Origin of the sequence: Mesorhizobium robiniae (assembly GCF_040545535.1) — a bacterium.
Lineage (GTDB): Bacteria > Pseudomonadota > Alphaproteobacteria > Rhizobiales > Rhizobiaceae > Mesorhizobium > Mesorhizobium robiniae.
The window spans coordinates 406,155-423,747 of sequence record NZ_JBEPMC010000004.1 but is presented as its reverse complement, the minus strand read 5'-3'; the positions used below and the strand labels follow the sequence as shown (position 1 = coordinate 423,747).

Annotated in this window: 19 protein-coding genes and 1 pseudogene; 9 read left to right on the top strand and 11 right to left on the bottom strand. The window is 62.8% G+C overall.

Annotated features, from left to right (window positions below; genetic code table 11):
- Positions 1-24: 24 nt before the first annotated feature.
- Complete coding sequence (locus ABID19_RS13925) at positions 25-912, bottom strand: fumarylacetoacetate hydrolase family protein (protein ID WP_354491255.1); 888 nt, start codon at positions 910-912, stop codon at positions 25-27.
- 206 nt (positions 913-1,118) lie between these two features.
- On the opposite strand from ABID19_RS13925, the gene ABID19_RS13920 reads away from it, so the two are divergent.
- The 3 genes from ABID19_RS13920 to ABID19_RS13910 all read left to right on the top strand — a co-directional run bounded on the left by ABID19_RS13920 (position 1,119) and on the right by ABID19_RS13910 (position 3,741).
- Positions 1,119-2,189, top strand: a complete 1,071-nt coding sequence (locus ABID19_RS13920) for an alcohol dehydrogenase catalytic domain-containing protein (RefSeq protein WP_354491253.1) — start codon at positions 1,119-1,121, stop codon at positions 2,187-2,189.
- Positions 2,190-2,233: 44 nt separating this feature from the next.
- Positions 2,234-2,962 (top strand): SDR family NAD(P)-dependent oxidoreductase, encoded by a 729-nt coding sequence (locus ABID19_RS13915; protein WP_354491252.1) that lies wholly within the window; start codon positions 2,234-2,236, stop codon positions 2,960-2,962.
- 557 nt (positions 2,963-3,519) lie between these two features.
- The gene (locus ABID19_RS13910; RefSeq protein ID WP_354491250.1) at positions 3,520-3,741 is read left to right on the top strand and encodes a helix-turn-helix domain-containing protein; all 222 of its coding nucleotides are present in this window, start codon (positions 3,520-3,522) and stop codon (positions 3,739-3,741) included.
- A gap of 126 nt (positions 3,742-3,867) precedes the next feature.
- Here the strand turns inward: ABID19_RS13910 and ABID19_RS13905 are convergent, their stop codons facing one another.
- The 3 genes from ABID19_RS13905 to ABID19_RS13895 all read right to left on the bottom strand — a co-directional run bounded on the left by ABID19_RS13905 (position 3,868) and on the right by ABID19_RS13895 (position 6,455).
- Positions 3,868-4,710: an alpha/beta fold hydrolase gene (locus ABID19_RS13905; RefSeq protein WP_354491249.1), complete on the bottom strand. Its 843-nt coding sequence runs from the start codon at positions 4,708-4,710 to the stop codon at positions 3,868-3,870.
- Between the two features lie 115 nt (positions 4,711-4,825).
- Positions 4,826-5,461 (bottom strand): hydrolase, encoded by a 636-nt coding sequence (locus tag ABID19_RS13900; protein ID WP_127670095.1) that lies wholly within the window; start codon positions 5,459-5,461, stop codon positions 4,826-4,828.
- A 127-nt stretch (positions 5,462-5,588) separates the two neighbouring features.
- Positions 5,589-6,455 (bottom strand): pirin family protein, encoded by an 867-nt coding sequence (locus ABID19_RS13895; protein WP_127670097.1) that lies wholly within the window; start codon positions 6,453-6,455, stop codon positions 5,589-5,591.
- A gap of 116 nt (positions 6,456-6,571) precedes the next feature.
- On the opposite strand from ABID19_RS13895, the gene ABID19_RS13890 reads away from it, so the two are divergent.
- From ABID19_RS13890 to ABID19_RS13880, 3 genes are all read left to right on the top strand, one after another.
- Positions 6,572-7,600 (top strand): LysR substrate-binding domain-containing protein, encoded by a 1,029-nt coding sequence (locus tag ABID19_RS13890; RefSeq protein WP_127670099.1) that lies wholly within the window; start codon positions 6,572-6,574, stop codon positions 7,598-7,600.
- A gap of 200 nt (positions 7,601-7,800) precedes the next feature.
- A complete protein-coding gene (locus tag ABID19_RS13885) occupies positions 7,801-8,718 on the top strand; it encodes a LysR family transcriptional regulator (RefSeq protein WP_354491247.1) in 918 nt (305 codons plus the stop codon).
- The gene (locus tag ABID19_RS13880) at positions 8,687-9,799 is read left to right on the top strand and encodes an alpha/beta hydrolase (protein ID WP_354491245.1); all 1,113 of its coding nucleotides are present in this window, start codon (positions 8,687-8,689) and stop codon (positions 9,797-9,799) included. Before ABID19_RS13885 ends, ABID19_RS13880 begins: the two co-directional genes overlap by 32 nt.
- Before the next feature lie 140 nt (positions 9,800-9,939).
- Here ABID19_RS13880 and ABID19_RS13875 read toward each other — a convergent pair whose 3' ends face one another.
- Positions 9,940-10,671, bottom strand: a complete 732-nt coding sequence (locus ABID19_RS13875; RefSeq protein ID WP_354491244.1) for an SDR family NAD(P)-dependent oxidoreductase — start codon at positions 10,669-10,671, stop codon at positions 9,940-9,942.
- Positions 10,672-10,790: 119 nt separating this feature from the next.
- Positions 10,791-11,288: a nuclear transport factor 2 family protein gene (locus ABID19_RS13870; protein ID WP_354491242.1), complete on the bottom strand. Its 498-nt coding sequence runs from the start codon at positions 11,286-11,288 to the stop codon at positions 10,791-10,793.
- A 515-nt stretch (positions 11,289-11,803) separates the two neighbouring features.
- On the opposite strand from ABID19_RS13870, the gene ABID19_RS13865 reads away from it, so the two are divergent.
- From ABID19_RS13865 to ABID19_RS13855, 3 genes and pseudogenes are all read left to right on the top strand, one after another.
- Positions 11,804-12,544, top strand: a complete 741-nt coding sequence (locus ABID19_RS13865) for an SDR family NAD(P)-dependent oxidoreductase (protein ID WP_354491240.1) — start codon at positions 11,804-11,806, stop codon at positions 12,542-12,544.
- Positions 12,545-12,661: 117 nt separating this feature from the next.
- Positions 12,662-13,513 (top strand): annotated as a pseudogene (locus ABID19_RS13860) (alpha/beta fold hydrolase); the annotation flags it as partial.
- A 72-nt stretch (positions 13,514-13,585) separates the two neighbouring features.
- Positions 13,586-13,930 (top strand): nuclear transport factor 2 family protein, encoded by a 345-nt coding sequence (locus ABID19_RS13855; protein ID WP_354491620.1) that lies wholly within the window; start codon positions 13,586-13,588, stop codon positions 13,928-13,930.
- Positions 13,931-13,971: 41 nt separating this feature from the next.
- Here the strand turns inward: ABID19_RS13855 and ABID19_RS13850 are convergent, their stop codons facing one another.
- The 5 genes from ABID19_RS13850 to ABID19_RS13830 are packed head-to-tail and all read right to left on the bottom strand — an operon-like array spanning position 13,972 to position 17,590.
- On the bottom strand, positions 13,972-14,373 hold the full coding sequence (locus ABID19_RS13850) for a RidA family protein (RefSeq protein ID WP_354491238.1): 402 nt from the start codon (positions 14,371-14,373) through the stop codon (positions 13,972-13,974).
- Between the two features lie 51 nt (positions 14,374-14,424).
- On the bottom strand, positions 14,425-15,318 hold the full coding sequence (locus tag ABID19_RS13845) for a pirin family protein (RefSeq protein WP_354491237.1): 894 nt from the start codon (positions 15,316-15,318) through the stop codon (positions 14,425-14,427).
- 8 nt (positions 15,319-15,326) lie between these two features.
- Positions 15,327-15,617: a GNAT family N-acetyltransferase gene (locus ABID19_RS13840; RefSeq protein WP_127670112.1), complete on the bottom strand. Its 291-nt coding sequence runs from the start codon at positions 15,615-15,617 to the stop codon at positions 15,327-15,329.
- Positions 15,618-15,650: 33 nt separating this feature from the next.
- Positions 15,651-16,481 carry an SDR family NAD(P)-dependent oxidoreductase gene (locus ABID19_RS13835; RefSeq protein ID WP_354491236.1) on the bottom strand — a complete coding sequence of 277 codons (831 nt, stop codon included), beginning with the start codon at positions 16,479-16,481 and terminating at the stop codon, positions 15,651-15,653.
- Between the two features lie 35 nt (positions 16,482-16,516).
- Positions 16,517-17,590 (bottom strand): LLM class flavin-dependent oxidoreductase, encoded by a 1,074-nt coding sequence (locus ABID19_RS13830; protein ID WP_354491234.1) that lies wholly within the window; start codon positions 17,588-17,590, stop codon positions 16,517-16,519.
- Positions 17,591-17,593 lie beyond the last annotated feature (3 nt).

Here is a 17,593-nt window from a genome sequence, read left to right as displayed (position 1 = left end):
TCGAGCGCTTCCAGGATCTCCCCGTCAGGCCGCCTTGCCCGTCATGCCTTCGGTGCGAACTTCGTCGCAAACCGGATTGACCAGTCTTCCAAGGCCCTCGATCGAGACCTCGCACCTGTCGCCATCCTTCATTAGCAAACGCGGGTTGCGTGCCCATCCGATGCCGGCAGGGGTGCCACTGACGATCAGATCGCCAGGTTCGAGAGTGATCGCCTCGCTGATCGTCTCGATGAGCGTCGCGACGTCGAAAAGCATGTCGTCCGTGTTCGCCGATTGGACGGTCGCACCGTTAAGGCGCGTCTCGAGCCTTAGTCCCTTGCCGCCGGCCGGCACTTCATCAGCCGTCACCAGTGCGGGTCCGAAACCGCCCGTGGAATCAAAGTTCTTGCCGACAGTCCATTGCGGCGACTTGAACTGATACTCACGGACCGACCCTTCGTTGAAGATCGAATAGCCGACCACATGGTCATGGGCTCGCGCCTTCGGGATGTGACGGCCGCCCCGCCCTATCACAACCACCATCTCGCCTTCGAAATCCAGGCTCGTCGAGGCAAGCGGCCGCACGATCGGCTGATTGTGGCCCACCAGCGTCGTGGCGAAGCGCGCGAACAGCGTTGGGTAGTCCGGCTGCTCATATGGCGACTCCTTGGTGTGATCGGCATAGTTCAGCCCAACACAGATGATCTTCGGCGGCCGCGCCAGCGGCGGAAGAAAGGTGACGGCATCAGGATCGAATTCAGGGCCGTCGGCGAGCTGACGGCCGACGCGCAGCAATTCCTCCGGGCCGGCAGCTATCAGCTGTCCAAGGTCAACTGTGTGGCCGCTGCTACCGGCGGTCAAGCCGCGCAGCTGCCCTGCCCGTTCCACGCCCAACCCGCGTTGACCGCCAAATTCGAAGCTCACGAAGCGCATTCTTCCTCACTCACAATGTGTCGTTAGGGTGGAACGAGGATTTTCCAAAAAATAAGATATGTCAACAAAAAATCTATTTTTCTGTTGACCGTCTGATCAACCCAGGCATAGTAGTCGCATCGCGGGTTGGCTGAGGAGGAGCCGGTTTCTGCGTGACTAAGCGCCGGCTGCACGACGGCCAGCAAGACAGTTTGGGAGGATTGACAATGAAGGCCCTTCGTTTTCATGCCGCGCGCGACCTGCGCCTGGAAGACATTGATCCGCCCGCCGATCCGAGGCCTGACGAGGTCATCGTCCAGGTCAGCCACTGCGGGATCTGCGGAACCGACATCCACGAATACCTGGACGGGCCGATATTCGTATCGACCGAGCCGCACCCGCTCACCGGGGCGTCGGCGCCGCTCGTGCTTGGTCACGAGTTCTCCGGCAGGATCGCCTCGGTCGGGCAAAGCGTCAGCCGCTTCGCCAGGGGCGACAGGGTCGCGATCCTTCCGCATCTCAACAGGCCGGGAGACTATTTCGTGCGCCGCGGAATGGGCCACATCAGCGATTCCACGGCCTTGGTCGGCCTGTCCTCGGCCTATGGCGGCATGGGGGAATATGCGGTCCTCCCGCAAGACAATGTTGTGAAATTGCCCGACGAGGTAAGCGATGAGCAGGGAGCGCTTTTCGAGCCGATGGCTGTTGCTCTCAATGCGACCGATCGGGGTGGCGTCCATGCCGGCGACAGCGTGCTGATCACCGGCGCCGGGCCGATTGGCGTCCTTGCGGCGATGGCCGCGAAAGCGGCCGGAGCGTCGAGAGTATTGGTATCCGAAGCCAGTCCGGCACGACGGCGCAGGCTGCAATCTCTCGGACTGGGCTACGAGGTCATTGATCCCACTTCAGCGGATTTTGTCGATGCCGTGCTGGGGTCGACCGAAGAATGTCTCGGCGTCGATGTGGCGGTCGAATGCGCCGGCAACGAACGCGCCCTGGCCGACTGTATCCGGCTTGTGCGACGCGGCGGAACGATTGTCCAGGTGGGCATCTTCGTCAATCCTCCCCGCGTGGACATGCGGCTGCTGGTGTCCAAGGCCGTGACGCTGACAACGAGTTGGGGCTTTCCGATCACCATCGGCCCCCGCGTTGTTCAAATGATTGCCGCCGGACAGGTCCAGCCCGAAAAGATCATCACCGGCCGGGTGACCATGGTTGACGCAATTGCCGGAGGCTTCGATGCGCTGGCCAGATCGGACCAGGACCATCTGAAGGTGCTGATCGCAGTCGCAGCCTAGACCCGGCAAGCAACGACTTTTCATTCGACAAAGGAGGAAGAACGATGGGCCGTCTCGAGGGCAAGGTTGTGCTTGTGACCGGCGCAGCACAGGGAATTGGTGCGGCGATCGGAAAGCTTTTCGCTGCGGAAGGGGCAGTGCTTTATCTGAGCGACGTACAGCCGTCATCGAAGGGAGAGCTGCCGACTGGCGCCGAGCATCGGCGGCTGGACGTCTCGAAGGAAGATGATTGGCGCTCCGTCGTCTCGGAGATTGTCGATCGTCATGGTCGTCTGGACGTCTTGGTGAACAACGCCGGTATCGTCGAGCACTATGGCCAGATAGACGCCACGAGCACCGAAGCTTGGCACCGCGTCATCTCGGTCAACCAGACCGGAACCTTCTTCGGCATGCGCGAGGTCATCCCCGTGATGAAACAAAACGGCGGGGGCGCAATCGTGAATTTCTCGTCGATCTGGGGTACGGCGGGCGCCGCGGGGGCAGCGCCCTATCAGGCTGCGAAAGGCGCGGTGCGCACGCTTACTAAGAACGCAGCCATCAGCTACGCCAAGAACAACATTAGGGTGAACTCGGTCCATCCGGGCATCATCTGGACACCGCTCATCGAAGGCCAGAGCAAGGAGATGAACGACGGCATCATTGCCGTAACTCCGATGGGGCGAGCGGGCAGGCCCGAAGAGATCGCATTTGGCGTGCTCTACTTGGCGAGCGACGAGTCCTCCTTCGTAACCGGCTTGGAACTGAATATAGATGGTGGCTATCTGGCACAGTGATCGATAACTGCCTCCCAGTTTGCGAAATGAATCCCGAGTAGCTGAGGCGACCCGAGCTGCGTACTGCATGGCTGCGAGCCGCCTTTCGCGCGCCTTTCCTCAAAGTGCTGAATGGTCTGCTTTCGGGCAATGCGAAGACAGCTTCCAACGGCCGACATGCTGCGCAAAGCAGTCATCGCCTGACGCGGTCGGAGCATTTTGTCGGCCATCGATCGCTGCCAACGTTACGCTGGGGTGCTCCCGACGGCTCGGCAACCAGCGTGGTGGCGCGCCGACAGGATTCGACCGTGTTACCTCTGCCTTCGGAGGGCTGCCCGGAGCATCAGATTTTTGATCGCACTTCCATCCGGCCTTTTTCTAGCCGGCAGCCCGCGATGGTCCTACCGTGGTCAGTACCCCCTTTCAGTCTTGGGCGAAGTCGCCGTAGAGATGCGTGAGGCAGCGGTATCGACAGATGTTCTCAATGAGGATTGCCTTGTCGAACCCGAGCGTAGGAGGTCGTCTCCGTTCATCATTCGCGGACCCGATCATCCCAACCGAGGCTTGCGAGGTAGAAGATGACGGAACCACTGTATCTGACACCGGAGGAAGTGAGCGAACGTTTTCGCCGCGCTATCTCGACCGGGACATTGGCCAACTGGCGAGCAATGCGCGTCGGGCCAGCCTTCGTGAAGATTGGAAAGTCCATCGTCTATCCCGTGGCCGACCTAAACCAATGGGCAAATCAGCAAACCGTTAGGTGCCGCGCGACAAGATCGACTCAACGGGAAGGAACATGAGCAATCGTGAACCTCGCCGAATAGAGCTCCCTACGCACCCCAGAAACCGCCCTCACTACCTTCACCATCGCAATTTCCCTCTAACTATCAAACAGATATGCAGTCACGACGGGTGGCGCACGACCTTCATGCACGCTCTCTCTGCTCGATGAAGGCCAATAGGTCAGCGTTGATGATGTCGGGATGGGTAGCGAACAGCCCGTGGGACAGCCGGGGGTAGGTCTTGAGAATGCCGTTCGACAGCAGCTTGATTGCTTCGCGGGCCGACGCGTCGATCGGCACCACCTGGTCATCCTCGCCATGCAGCACCAGGACCGGCACGGATACGGCTTTCAAGTCATCGGTGAAGTCGGTTTCCGAAAACGCGGCCACGCAATCGTAGTGCGCCTTGGCGCCACCGCTCATGCCCTGGCGCCACCAGTTGCGGATCAGCCCCTCGCTGACCTCCGCGCCGTCGCGGTTGAAGCCGTAGAAGGGGCCGCGTGGCACATCGAGGAAGAACTGCGCGCGATTGCGGCTGAGCGCGTCGCGAAAGCCGTCGAAGACGGACATTGGCAGGCCGCCAGGATACCGGTCGGTGGCCAGCATGATGGGGGTGACCGCACCGATCAACACCGCCTTCGCGACCCGGTTCGGCTCGCTGCGCGCGACATAGCGAATGACCTCGCCGCCGCCCGTCGAATGGCCGATATGAACCACGTTCTTGAGATCAAGCTCACGCACCAGCGCCGCGACATCGGCGGCGTAGGTATCCATGTCGTTTCCGGTATCGGTCTGATCGGAGCGACCATGGCCACGCCGATCATGGGCGATCACCCGAAATCCCTTGCCAAGAAAGAACAACATCTGGTTGTCCCAGTCGTCCGCGCTGAGCGGCCACCCATGATGGAACATGATCGGCTGGCCGTCCTTCGGACCCCAATCCTTGTAGAAGATGCTGACGCCGTCGCTCGTGACTATCGTGGACATGAGAGGGTCTCCGTGATGGTGATTGCGTTGTAGGAGGAAGGCCGCCATGGCCTGCCAGATCCCCTTGCGAGCAAGTGGCGGCGACCTGAGCCGCCGCCACTTGCAGCGCTCGCCGTCAGGCCGCGTGCGCGGCCTTTTCGGGGTTGAAGCCGTCGAAGCTCTCGAAGACGCCCATGAAGCCGGGAACGGTGGCTTCCCGGGCCCAGTCGCGCTGGAGCTCGCAATACATCTGCACGCGGCTGATCAGCTTCGCGCCCGCCTGCTCGACCCGGCGCAGCGCAGCCTCGTGCGCGGCCAGCGACGTGCCGCCGACCGCGTCGACGGGCACATAGACTTCATACCCCTCCTGGATCGCATCCAGCGCGGGGAAGGTGAGGCAGGCCTCGGTCCAGAGCGCGGTCATGATCAGCTTGCGGCGGCCGAGCGCCTTGACCGCATCCTTGAAGCCGGTGTCCTCCCAGCTGTTGATCGAGGTGCGATCATAGGTCGGCAGATGACCAAGGACGTTCTGCAGCTCCTGGATCGGCGGCTTGTTGCGGCCGGTCGCGACATTGACCGTCGAGTGGACGATCGGGAGATTGTAGTTCACGGCCGCCTTGGCGGTGCTCACGATGTTGAACACCAGCTCGTCGCGCGGCATCGAGCGGATCGAGGAAACCTGGATCGGCTGATAATCGATGATGATGAAGGCTGCGTTGTCGGGGGTAAGAAGGTGATCGGTTTGCGGATTGCGGATGGTCTCACTGGCCATAACTGGTCCCTTTCCTGTTCAAGTCGCGCGTCTGGGGCGGGCTTGCGCCCGTGTTCAAGCGGAGAATCGAGCGCCAACCGCTCCGCAGGAAAAAGGGGCCGGACGCGCTCTGCATCCGGCCCCTTGATCATGTTGCAGCAGCGACGAAGCGCCCGCTGTTGAAGTCTTCAGCGGCCTGCCGGATTTCCGCTTCGCTGTTCATCACGAAGGGGCCGCGTCCGACGATCGGCTCGTCGATGGGTTCGCCGGTCAGCACCAGCAGCTTGGCATCGCCATCGGCGTGAATGGCAATGTCGCCGCCTTCGCGGTCGAGGAGCACCATCTCCGCCTCGCCTGCCTCCTGCCTGTCTGCGATGGTGACGTGACCCGTGAGGACAACGATCATCGCCGTGTGCCCAGCAGGCAGATCGAGGTTCACGTCCGCCCCAGCGTTCACGCTGAGGTCCCAGACATTGATCGGCGTGAAGGTACGCGCAGCTCCCTGCGTCCCCCGATAGTCGCCCGCGATGATCCGGATCGTGCCGGCACGGTTGGGGAGCTTCACGACCGGGATGTCGGACTTCAGAATCCCCTGGTAGCCGGCCGGCGCCATCTTGTCCTTTGCGGGCAGGTTCACCCACAGCTGCACCATGCGGAAAGGCCCACCGGCCAGGGCGAAGCCGGGCGAGTGATATTCCTCGTGGATGATGCCCCCTGCGGCGGTCATCCACTGGACGTCGCCCGGTCCGATCACGCCGCCGTTGCCGGCAGAGTCGCGGTGCTCGACCTCCCCTTCGTAAACGATCGTGACCGTCTCGAAGCCTCGATGCGGGTGCTTGCCGACTCCGCGGCGCTGGCTTGTCGGCTCGAACAGATGCGGTCCGGCATAGTCGAGCAGCAGGAACGGGCTGACGTGCGCGCCCAGGTCGTTGTACGAAAAGAGCGAGCGAACGGGAAAGCCGTCGCCCACCCAATGCTGCCGGTCGTTACCGTACCGACCGATGACCTTGGCCATGTGCGTTCTCCGATTCCGACGCGCCGGGGCGCGGCTGCGTGCTGGATCGTAGATTATGGCGGGACGACAAAATGAATAGATTGCCAGAAGCGACGCAGCGTCCTACAGAAAGGACGATGAAAGACCTCAACGATCTCTATTATTTTGCCGCGGTCGTTGATCATGGAGGCTTTTCCGCGGCTGGGCGGGCGCTCGGCATCCAGAAATCGCTGCTCAGCCGTCGGGTTCTGGCCCTTGAGGAGCGACTGGGTATCAGGCTTCTCAACAGATCCTCCCGGCGCTTCTCCGTCACAGAGGTTGGGCGCGAGTTCTACGATCGTTGCATCGCGATGCTGGTGGAGGCAGAAGCCGCGGAGCAGGTAGCCGCGCAGGTCCAGGGCGAACCGCGCGGCGTCGTGCGCATGAGCTGCCCCACCGCATTGCTGTCGTTCCAGTTCGGCGAATTGATCGCGCGCTTCATGGTGATCAATCCGCGTGTCCAAATTCTTCTGGAGAGCACCAACCGCCGGGTCGACGTGATCTCCGAAGGATTGGACCTCGCCATACGGGTGCGCTTTCCGCCGCTGGACTCGACCGGCCTGGTAATGCGGCGCCTTGATGAGAGCGCCCAATGCCTGGTTGCTGCTCCGAAGCTGGTAGGTGGGCAGCTGCAATCGCCGGCCGACCTTCATGGCCTACCAAGTCTGGATCAGGTGCGTGCGACCCGTGAGCATAGCTGGGGACTTCACCATGCCGACGGAAAGGTGGCGACGGTTCCGCATACGCCCCGCCTTGTAACCGACGATATGTCGGTGCTCCGCGACGCGGCGATGGTTGGCGCGGGCGTGGTGCAGTTGCCGACGATCTTCGTCTCCGATGACGTGAAGAAAGGACGGCTCGTCGACGTGCTCCCAGACTGGCGACCTCAGCCCGGGATCGTTCATGCCGTTTTCCCGTCGCGCCGCGGGCTGCTCCCGTCCGTCCGCGCGCTGCTGGACTTCTTCGCGCGCGAATGCGCGATACAGCGCACTCGCGCGGAGAAGATCGTGCCGCCCGGCTTGCAGCCCCGAGGCTGGAGCGACGGAACTACGGCCAGCGAGGATGGCGCTCAAAAGACAAGAAGGCCGTACGAGGAGTTGCCGCCGTGGCTAAGCCAGGTTCGATAGTAGCGACCACTTGCCAGGTCCGTAGACAGAGGATCAAGACAAATCGGAAATCGTCCCATGGCTTGGTATTACTTGGCAGAATCTGAGCACAGCCCACGCATCCTACTCTCGGGACATTGAGGGCGGCGCTAACTTAATTGCAAATATCGCTACAATATGGTAGAATATAATTGACTGTGTTGCGTAATGGGGAACGCTGGATGGATATCGAGGGCTTGCGAACGTTTGTGGAGGTCGCCGACGCGGGCGGCGTGACTGCAGCCGCTTTGCGCCTTGGCGTCTCCAAATCGATCGTAAGTCGACGGCTCGTGAGGATCGAGACCGAATTAGGCGTTCAATTGCTCGCGCGGACTACTCGCGGTGCTGCCCTCACAGAGGCAGGCATCACCTTCCGGGATCACGCCGCCAGGATCTGCGCGGAGTACGACATTGCCATGGAGACAATCCTGCCGGCGGGCGAACTGCGCGGGAGCTTCAGAATTGCCGCGCCACTCACCTTCGGTCCGACACACTTCGCGTCCGTTATTGCCGATATGGCGCGCCTCAACCCCCTCCTGCAGGTCCGGTCCTCCTATTCTGACCGTTTCGTTGATCTGATTGCAGAAGGCTTCGACTGCGCGATCCGGATCGGCCATTTGAGCGACTCGAATCTGATCGCGAAGAAGGTCGGATATACACCTGCGATCTACGTAGCGACGCCTGAGTACATTGAGCGCCACGGTGCACCGGAAAATCCGGAGGAGTTTGGCAACCACGATGTGGTGATGCACGGAACCGAGACCTGGCTTGCCATGGATGGGGACAAATTGATCAACCTGAAGCCGCAGGGGCGGTTCAAGGCCGACAATGCCGTAGCGCTCGTCGCGGCGGTGCTCGCTGGCGTGGGCGTAGCCGGGATTCCCAAGGAGCTGATCATCGAGCACCTGGATTCCGGGGCACTTGTACCGGTCATGAAGCGCTATCCACCACCGAATCTCGGTATCTATGTTGTGCGGCCACCCGGCCAGCATCCTGAGCGCAAAGTGCGGGTTCTGACGGAGATGATGATCGCGTGCTGCCAAAACCTCTGCAAAGCAATCATGCTGCGTGACGCGCCCCGACTGGATCAGCGAGGCTGAAATTTGCGGGCCTGGCGTTCCTGGTGCCGCAACACAGCACGACATGATGTGTAGCTACCGACCCCCTGGTGCGAATGGCACGATCGAACGCGATTTCGAGTCGGTCAAAGAGCACGCGCCAGGAGGTGGGATGGGTATCGAAAATCGGCGCGTCACCTTCAAAAGCGACGGTCGCGCGCTTGTCGGACAACTTCGGCTGCCAGATGGTTTCGCCGAGAACCAGCAATATCCATCCGTCATTGTCGTAGGTCCAGGCAGCAGCGTCAAAGAACAGGCCGGTGGATTCTATGCGGAGAAGCTGGCCGCGAAGGGCTATCTGACGCTCGTTTTTGATCCATCCTTCCAGGGAGAAAGCGAAGGATTTCCGCGCGACACCGAAGACCCTGCAGCACGGGTCGAGGACATTCGCTGCGCAGTCGACTTTCTTGTAACGCTGCCCTTCGTCGACGAGGAGGCGATCGGTCTGCTCGGGATCTGCGCCGGCGGAGGCTATGCGATCAATGCCGCGCTGATCGAACGTCGCTTCAAGGCGGTCGGGACAGTGGTCGCCAATGACCTCGGTTCGGCATGGCGGCGTTCGCAGCCCCAGGCTTCGGCAGTCGAGGATACGCTTGCCGCAGTCGCGAAGCAGCGGACACTCGAGGCGCGGGGCGGGTCGGAGAAACGACTCGACTGGCTGCCCAGCCCCGCTGAAGCGAAGTCAGCGGGGATCAAGGATCCGAGCCTTCTGAACGCCATCGACTATTACGCCACCCCGCGTGGCCATCACGATCGCCGGACCAACCGTCGCCTGTTCGTGAGCGACGCGCTCCTTATCGGATACGACGCCTTTCACCTTGTTGGGGAGCTGTTGGTCCAGCCGCTCCAGGTTATCGTCGGCGGCCAGCTCGGCACGACCTTTTCGCACGAGGCGGGACGCGGACTGTGGGAGCGCGCGCGGAACCGGCGCGACTTCGTCGTGATCGACGGTGCCGACCATTACGACATGTACGACGTGCCGGAATATGTGGACGAGGCCGTCGCGTACTTGGCGTCATTGTATGACGACCATTTGAGACCAGGCACCGGTCGGAAAAGCTGACCCTTGGCGGGCGCTTTGGTGCTGGGCCGCACCGCTTTGTGCGCAATCCACCCTAGCGCAGCGAAACCGGCGGGAAGCTGATCACGACGGATGAAGTCCGCATCCTTCCACCAAAGGCTACCCTTCGGCAGGCGGCCGGGTCAGACCTGTCCCATGCCGCCGTCCACGAACAATTCGACCCCAGTAATGAAGCTCGCTTCGTCGCTCAGCAGAAAGAGGGCCGCTGCCGCGACCTCCTCGGGCTTTGCCATGCGGCCGAGTGGGATGGTCGAGATAATCGCTGCCCTGGTCTCCTCGGGCACGCGCGCCATCATGTCCGTGTCTGTCGATGCCGGCGAAAGAACGTTGACGCGTATCCCGCGCGGCGCGAGTTCCGCCGCCCATGTCCGGGCGTAGGAGCGCAGCGCGGCCTTGGTCGCGGCATAGGTGCCGTAGTTCGGCAGGCCGATCGAACTGGCGACGGACCCCATCAGGACGACGGCGGCGCCGTCGCCGAGGGCCTTGAGCGCTGCTTGCAATCCGAGCATGGCGCCGCGGACGTTGACGGCGAAATGCCGATCGAAGTGATCGGGTGTCACCTCCTCCAGCGATGCCGCTTCGCTCATCCCCGCGTTGAGCACAAGCGCGTCGACGCGATCGTGCGTTTCCTGGATCTCGGCCACCACGCGCTCCAGATCCTGCGGCGATGCCGCATCGGCGGCGATCCCCTGGGCGCCATGACCGATCTGCGCAACCGCGGCGTTGACCTGATCGGGCGCGCGACCCGTGATGATCACCGTCGCGCCCTCTGCCGCCAGTCGCTGCGCGACCGCCAGACCGATGCCTTTGGCGCCGCCTACCACCAAGGCAATCTTGCCCGCCATTCGATCCATCTGAAGCTCCTGATTGCAACGAAGCTGTGAACCCGCGCGGGCCGGTCGTATCCAGACGTCGCCCAAGGTTACCCCGGCCCCCTCGACGAAAATGATCGCGCCTTATCCTTGGCGGAGACTCAGACGCTGGTTTCCGATCCGTCTGGATTTGCCTTGATGAGATACTCGCCGCTTTCCCGGAAGCTGCGGACGGTCGCGAAGGTGTCTTCCATAAACTGCACGTAGGACAGCTTGCCGTTCTCGCCGCGCGCCAGAACCGCGAAGGGTGATGTCACCGTCTTACCCAAAACGGTTGATGTGTAGGTAAAGGAACCAAAGATTGCAGCGCCGTTCTCATTTTCGAAGCTGTCCTGGATCTGGAAATCGTCTGTCCTCCAGTACCGACCGACATCGATAAAGGTCTGAACCAGCCCATCGGTGCCTTTGTTCGTCCCTGCCCAGGGCATGATCTGCTTCAGTTCGGAGTGCTCATAGTTGAGCGAGACGTATACGAAGTCATCCGTGGTGAATTGCTTGACGAAGTCGAGATCGGTCGGGTTCGACAGGATCGACTGCAGGACGGCCAGAGGCGACGCCGGCGACGCTGGCTCAGCTGTGGAGTGTGCAGCAGGGGACATGATGGGTTCCTCATGATTGGGCTATTCCAGAAATTGAGGTGTCGGCGTGCCTCAAACCTGGCAGCCATCCCGCTCTCACACGCCGCGTCGCACACCTTTTCTTCGGTGATAGGGATTCCGCCCACGGCTCTCTAGCCACGATCTATGAGGAGCTGTGTTGCACGACCCGGAACATCGTCGTTGGAATCTCGCGATCGGCGACCTCAAGAACATGTTCTTGCGCTCTCTGCTAACTGCCACGAGCGCTCATAGCCGACCGGATACGCGACGCTCACCGCGTGCCGTGCCATCGGCACCTTGTTCCGGAGAGCATGAGGCAGAGCATCGGCTCGAACGCCGAGATTCCGCGCCCAGCGCGCCGCGTTCCGGTTCACGCAACACAGCTTGGCACTTCCCGAAGCTAAGAAACGCTGATCGCGACCGCTAAGTTCGCGGATCAGGAAATCGTGCGCCTTTCCCATCCCGCGACAACACGCGGGTGACCTGGGCCAGATAGGGTAGAAAAGGACGAGTATATGATTGATCTTAAAGGCAAGCGGGCGCTGGTAACCGGTGGATCGCGCGGTATCGGCGCAGCGATCGGCTTGGTGCTTGCGGAGAATGGGGCGGACGTCGCCTTTACTTATCAGAATGCGGCTGAAAAGGCGCAGAGCGTCGTCAAGTCTATCGAGGCGGCAGGACGCCGCGCAGTCGCGATCCAGGCGGATAGCGCCGATCCGGAGGCGATCGCCCGTTCCGTGAACGAGGCGGTCACCGCGCTCGGCGGCATCGACATTCTGGTGAACAGCGCCGCGATCGGCCATTCCGGCATGATCGCCGATCTCGACCTTGGCGAATATCAGCGCGTGATGGACGTCAACGTTCGCGCGCCCGTGCTGTTCGCGAAGGCTGTGATCCCGCACCTGGGCGAAGGCGGCCGTATCATCACGATCGGCTCGGCGCTTGGCGAGCGCGTTCCGTTCCCGGGCATTACGACCTATGCGATGTCGAAGGCGGCGCTGACCTCGTTCACCCGCGGCCTCTCGCGCGAGCTCGGGCCCAGGGGCATCACCGTCAACCTGATCCAGCCGGGCGCGACCAACACGGATTCGAACCCTGCGGATGGCGAGGCGGCCGATTTCCAGCGCAGCCTGACGTCGGTGGGCCGGTATGCCGACCCGCGCGAGATCGGTAGCGCCGTCGCCTATCTCGCCAGCCCGGCCGCGAGCATCATCACCGGCGCGACGCTGACTGTCGATGGCGGCGCGATCGCCTGATGCGCAACGGTAGCGGCGCGCGTGACGGCTATGGTAGCCGGAAGGCGCGCCGCTCCCAAATAGGGCGGCCCTTCGATAACCATGCCGCCGATCGAGGATTGGATCACGAGGCTCTGTATGACCGAAGTGCATTACCGGACGCAGAAGGTCGGCGAGGTCGACATATTCTATCGGGAAGCGGGTCCTGCCGACGCTCCCGTGCTGCTGCTCCTTCATGGTTTTCCCACGGCCAGTCACATGTTCCGCGATCTGATGCCCGAGCTTGCGGACCGCTACCGGGTGATCGCGCCCGATCTCCCCGGGTTCGGGCAGACCAGGGCGCCAGACCGCAGCGAATTCACCTACAGCTTCGACAAGCTGGCTGAGGTCCTCGAGGGGTTCGTCGATGCCATCGGGCTCGAACGCTTCGCGCTCTACATCTTCGACTATGGCGCGCCGACCGGCCTCAGGCTGGCGATCAGGCACCCCGAGCGGATCACCGCGATCATCTCGCAGAACGGCAACGCCTACGAGGAGGGCTTCAGCGACGAATGGGGCGCGTGGCAGGCCTATTGGCGCGATCCCAGCGAGGCGAACCGCGAAGCGTGCCGCGACTCCCTGTCGCCCGAGACGATACGCAATTGGCAATATGGCACCGGCGCCGATCCCGAGCTGCTGAGCCCTGACGGCCGGGAGCTCGACATTGCCTATATGGCGCGACCCGGCGCGGAGGAGGTGCAGCTCGACCTCATTCTCGACTATCGCAGCAACGTCGCGTTGTATCCTCGATTTCAGGCCTATTTCCGGAAGCATCAGCCGCCGTTCCTCGCGGTGTGGGGGCGGCATGACCCTGCCTTCGTTCCGGCTGGCGCGCTTGCCTACAAGCAGGATCTCCCGGATGCCGAGATCCACTTGCTCGACACAGGACATTTCGCGCTCGAGACGCACCATCGTGAAATCGCGCAGCACATCCGCGACTTTCTCGGACGCGTCCTTCCTGAGCGCGCGGGCTCGCCTGGTTCGCCACTCGCTCCACCGGCCGATATCGACTTTGCCGCCTTAATGGGCGCCAATCTCGAGCGCGTCTTCGGCGAGCACGACCCCGCTCGCCGGATCGAGGCTATCCGGGAACTATACGCCCCCGACGCCATCCTGCACGAGCCCGATCGATCGGTGCACGGTCACGAAGCCGTCTCCCGGGCCGTGACCGAGCTCCTCGGCCATCTGCCCCGAGATTTCGTCTTCACCGCCGTTCGGCCAGCCCTCGGCCACAATGGCGTCGGGCGTTTGCAATGGACCGCCGGGCCGTCCGGCGGCCCGGTGGCGGTCACCGGGCTGGACGTGGCGCACATCGAGCATGGCCTCATCAAGACGCTGCATGTCTTCCTTGATCCACAAGGCGCTTAGCGCGTCCGGCTAAGCCTGCGCCGCACCCGTGGCCGGACCCGTCAGTCGATGATCGCCGTTACCCTGATTTCGATCCGCATCGTCGGCAGGCCAAGCGCCTCGACTCCGGTTTGCGTCCAGATCGGCGCCCGGTCAGGCATGTAGTGGCGATACAGGCGCGAGATCGTCGCGTTCACCTCGGGCGGAAAACCGCCGACGTGATAGCTATTGACGTGCACCACGTCCTTCCAGCTGGCGCCGGCGGGAGCGAGCACCTTCTCGACGTTGCGGAACGCCTGCGCGATCTCGTCTTCGATCGACGCGGGGATGTTCAGGTAATCGTCCCACCCGCCCTGTCCCGACGTCTCCACCCGATTCCCGACCTTGAGCGTCTGTGACATATGCAGCGCGTCGAACAGTTTCTGCCCGGCGCCCTCAGTTACGAACATTTCCGGCTTTGCCACGACAAGAACCTCCAAACGTTGATCCATACGACCCGCCGACGGGGTCTCTCTTCATGACATCGGCGGTGCCGGCGGAGCCGGTTCGTCCGGGAGCGGGATGAACTCGGCATTGTCGGCGTCGGGCAGCTTCATTCGTCCTGCCTTCCAGTCTGCCGCCGCCTGCGCGAGCCGCTCCTGCGAGGACGACACGAAGTTCCAGTAGATGTAGCGCTGGCCGACCGGCTCGCCGCCAAGCAGCATGACCGTGGATTGCTCGGTTGCGGTCACGCGCGAAGCGGAGCCGTCCACAACCAGCATTTGTCCGGCATCGAAGCGCCGGCCGTCCACCACTAGCGCGCCTGAGGCGATATAGACCGCGCGTTCGCTGTGACCGCCCGGAATTTCGGCGCTCGCGCCGGGTGCCAGGTCGAGGTGCGCGTAGAAGAGCGGCGAATGCGTCTGCGCACCTGCGGTGAGCCCATATGCGCTGCCCGCGATCAAGTGGCCAATGACACCGCCTTCGGTCCACTGCGGAAGGTCGCTCCCGCTATGGTGGGAGAAGGACGGTTCGGTCTCCTCGACTTCGCTTGGGAGCGCCACCCACGCCTGGATTCCATGGATCCGGTCGCCCAGCGCACGCGCGCGCTCCAGCCGCTCGCTGTGGGTGATGCCGCGCCCCGCCGTCATCCAGTTGACTTCCTGAGGACGGATCGCCTGCTCATAGGCCAGGCTGTCGCGGTGCATGATCTCGCCGGCGAACAGGTAGGTGACCGTGGAGAGGCCAATATGCGGATGCGGTCGAACGTCGGCGCTGCGATCAACGCCGCGCGGGATGTCGATCGGCCCGATATCGTCGAAGAAAATAAAGGGGCCCACCATCCGGCGCTTCGCGAAGGGCAAGACCCGGCCCACCTCGAAGCTGCCGCCAAGGTTCCGCCGCCGTTGTTCGATGACCAGCTCGATCATTGTCTTTCCTACTCTGCCGAAGTGTCTACGACGTCTGCATATTCGGGATGGCGCGCGTAATAGGCTGCCATGAACGGGCAGCGCAGGACCGCCTTGCGGCCGCTTGCTCGCAGGAGCTCGAACACGCCTCGCGCCAGCTTCGAACCGATCCCCTGCCCTGAGAACCGCTCCGGCACGATGGTGCGCGTGAGGGTAAGCCTTTCACCCTGCAGCCGATAATAGACGGCAGCGATCTCGTGGCTGCCATCGATGGGAAGTTCAAAGCGTCTTTCGGCGGGATTGTCGTCGACTGTGCTCAAGTGGATCGTCTCCTGTTGCTTCGGTGATGCCGGCTAACCCAAGCCGACCAAGCTGAGGCGGAAAGCGTCGAGGTCGGCATCGTTCTTCGATCGCGCGGCCGCTACGATTTCGATCGCGCGGTCGCCGACGGGCACATGACTGGCCGCCGCGGGCGCCTGCGCTATCTGCACCACCTGCGCCGCAACCTCGGCGACATGGGTGCCGCCGATCGCAAGCTCCTCCAGCCGGGTCGTGGCCGTGGCCAGACGTTTCCCATAAAGGTCGCGCTGCGCAGGCGTCAGATCGGAAATCGGGCGCACCGGCCTTGTGGATCGGTCAGTATCACCCGGCACGATGAGGTCTGTCGTGACCATCACCACATCCACACCTGAAGGCTGCACCTCCGCCCGATATGCCGCGGACAGCGCCTCGAGCGCGGCTGTCGAGGCTGCGGAGAGGCCACCGAACGGAACGGCCAGACGGGCAATCCAGGAACTGACCTGGATGACCCTGCCGCGCGCTACGCGCAGCGACGGAAGAAATGCGTTGATGACAGCGATCGCGCCGACAACATTCAGCTCGAGCTCTCGCCTGATGGCGTCAAGAGGCATAGCCTCGAGGGGACCGGTCTCGTGGGCTTCCTGAAGGATCACAAGGACGTCGAGCCCGGCGCCGTCGAGTGCCTCCGAGACGCCCTCAGCCCAAGCCCTCAGCCCTTGCATGTTGGTGATATCGCAGGCTGCAAGGCTGACCCGGCCGCCTGATGCGACTTTCAGGTCCTGAACTTGGGCCGCCGACTCTGCGGTACCGAAGACCACGCTTCCTTCACTGGCGAACTTGAGGGCGACTTCCCGACCCAGCCCGGTGCCAGCGCCCGCGATCACGACGGATCGAAATCGTTTGGGGGAGGGTCGTGACATTACCGGCCTTCAGCGGAAAGGGTTCCGAGGTCCCCCTCCCTCGCAGCGTGCACACGCACCATCGGTGCGACTTCGGTGCCCAGAAGTTCGATCGACCGCTTCATCGCGGCCGTTTCGAGCGAGGCAGTGCTCATCTGGAAGGTGACGCGGGTGATGCCGCCAAGTGCTTCGCTTGCGTGGAGGACCTTGGCTGCGACGGTAGCCGGGGAACCGACAAGAAAGGCGCCCTCCGGACCAGCCATGGTGTCGAAGTCGCGGCGCGTGGGCGGCGCCCAGCCGCGCTCGCGTCCGATCGTCCCGGTCAGGTGCGACCAGCCAGGATAGAAGGCGTCGGCAGCGGTGGTATCGGTCTCTCCCACGAAGCCCATCGCGTGAATGCCGACCTTCAACCTTTCGGGCGCAACGCCGGCCTCGGCGCCGGCCTCGCGATAGAGGTCCACAAGGGGACGAAAGCGTTCGAAGCTTCCTCCGATTATCGCGATCATCAACGGAAGACCAAGAGCTCCCGCCCGGACGAACGACTGAGGCGTCCCGCCCACGCCGATCCACACCGGCAGCTGCGCCTGATGAGGACGCGGGAAAACGCCCTGCCCGCGCAGCGCCGGTCGGAAGCGGCCTCCCCAATTCGGATTGGGTGTCTCGCGCAGCTCGAGAAGAAGATCGAGCTTTTCGGCGAAAAGGTCATCATAGGCGTGCAGGTCGAGGCCAAAGAGCGGGAAGGCTTCCGTGAAGGAACCCCGGCCGACGACCAGTTCCGCCCGGCCTTTGGAGATCAGGTCGAGAGTCGCGAACTCCTGAAAGATGCGGACCGGGTCGGCGGCGCTCAGCACCGTGACCGCGCTGGTCAGCCTGATTTGCTTCGTGCGAGCCGCCGCCGCAGCGAGAATGACGGTCGGGGCGGAGTCGAGGAACTCCGCGCGGTGGTGCTCGCCGATGCCAAACAGGTCGAGACCGACGCGGTCGGCAACCTCGACCTCCTCGAGGAGGTCAGCCATCCGATCGCTTGCGAACGGAAGCCTGCCCGTGGCCGGGTCGGGAAGGATCGCGGCAAAGCTGTCGATACCGATTTCCACCTG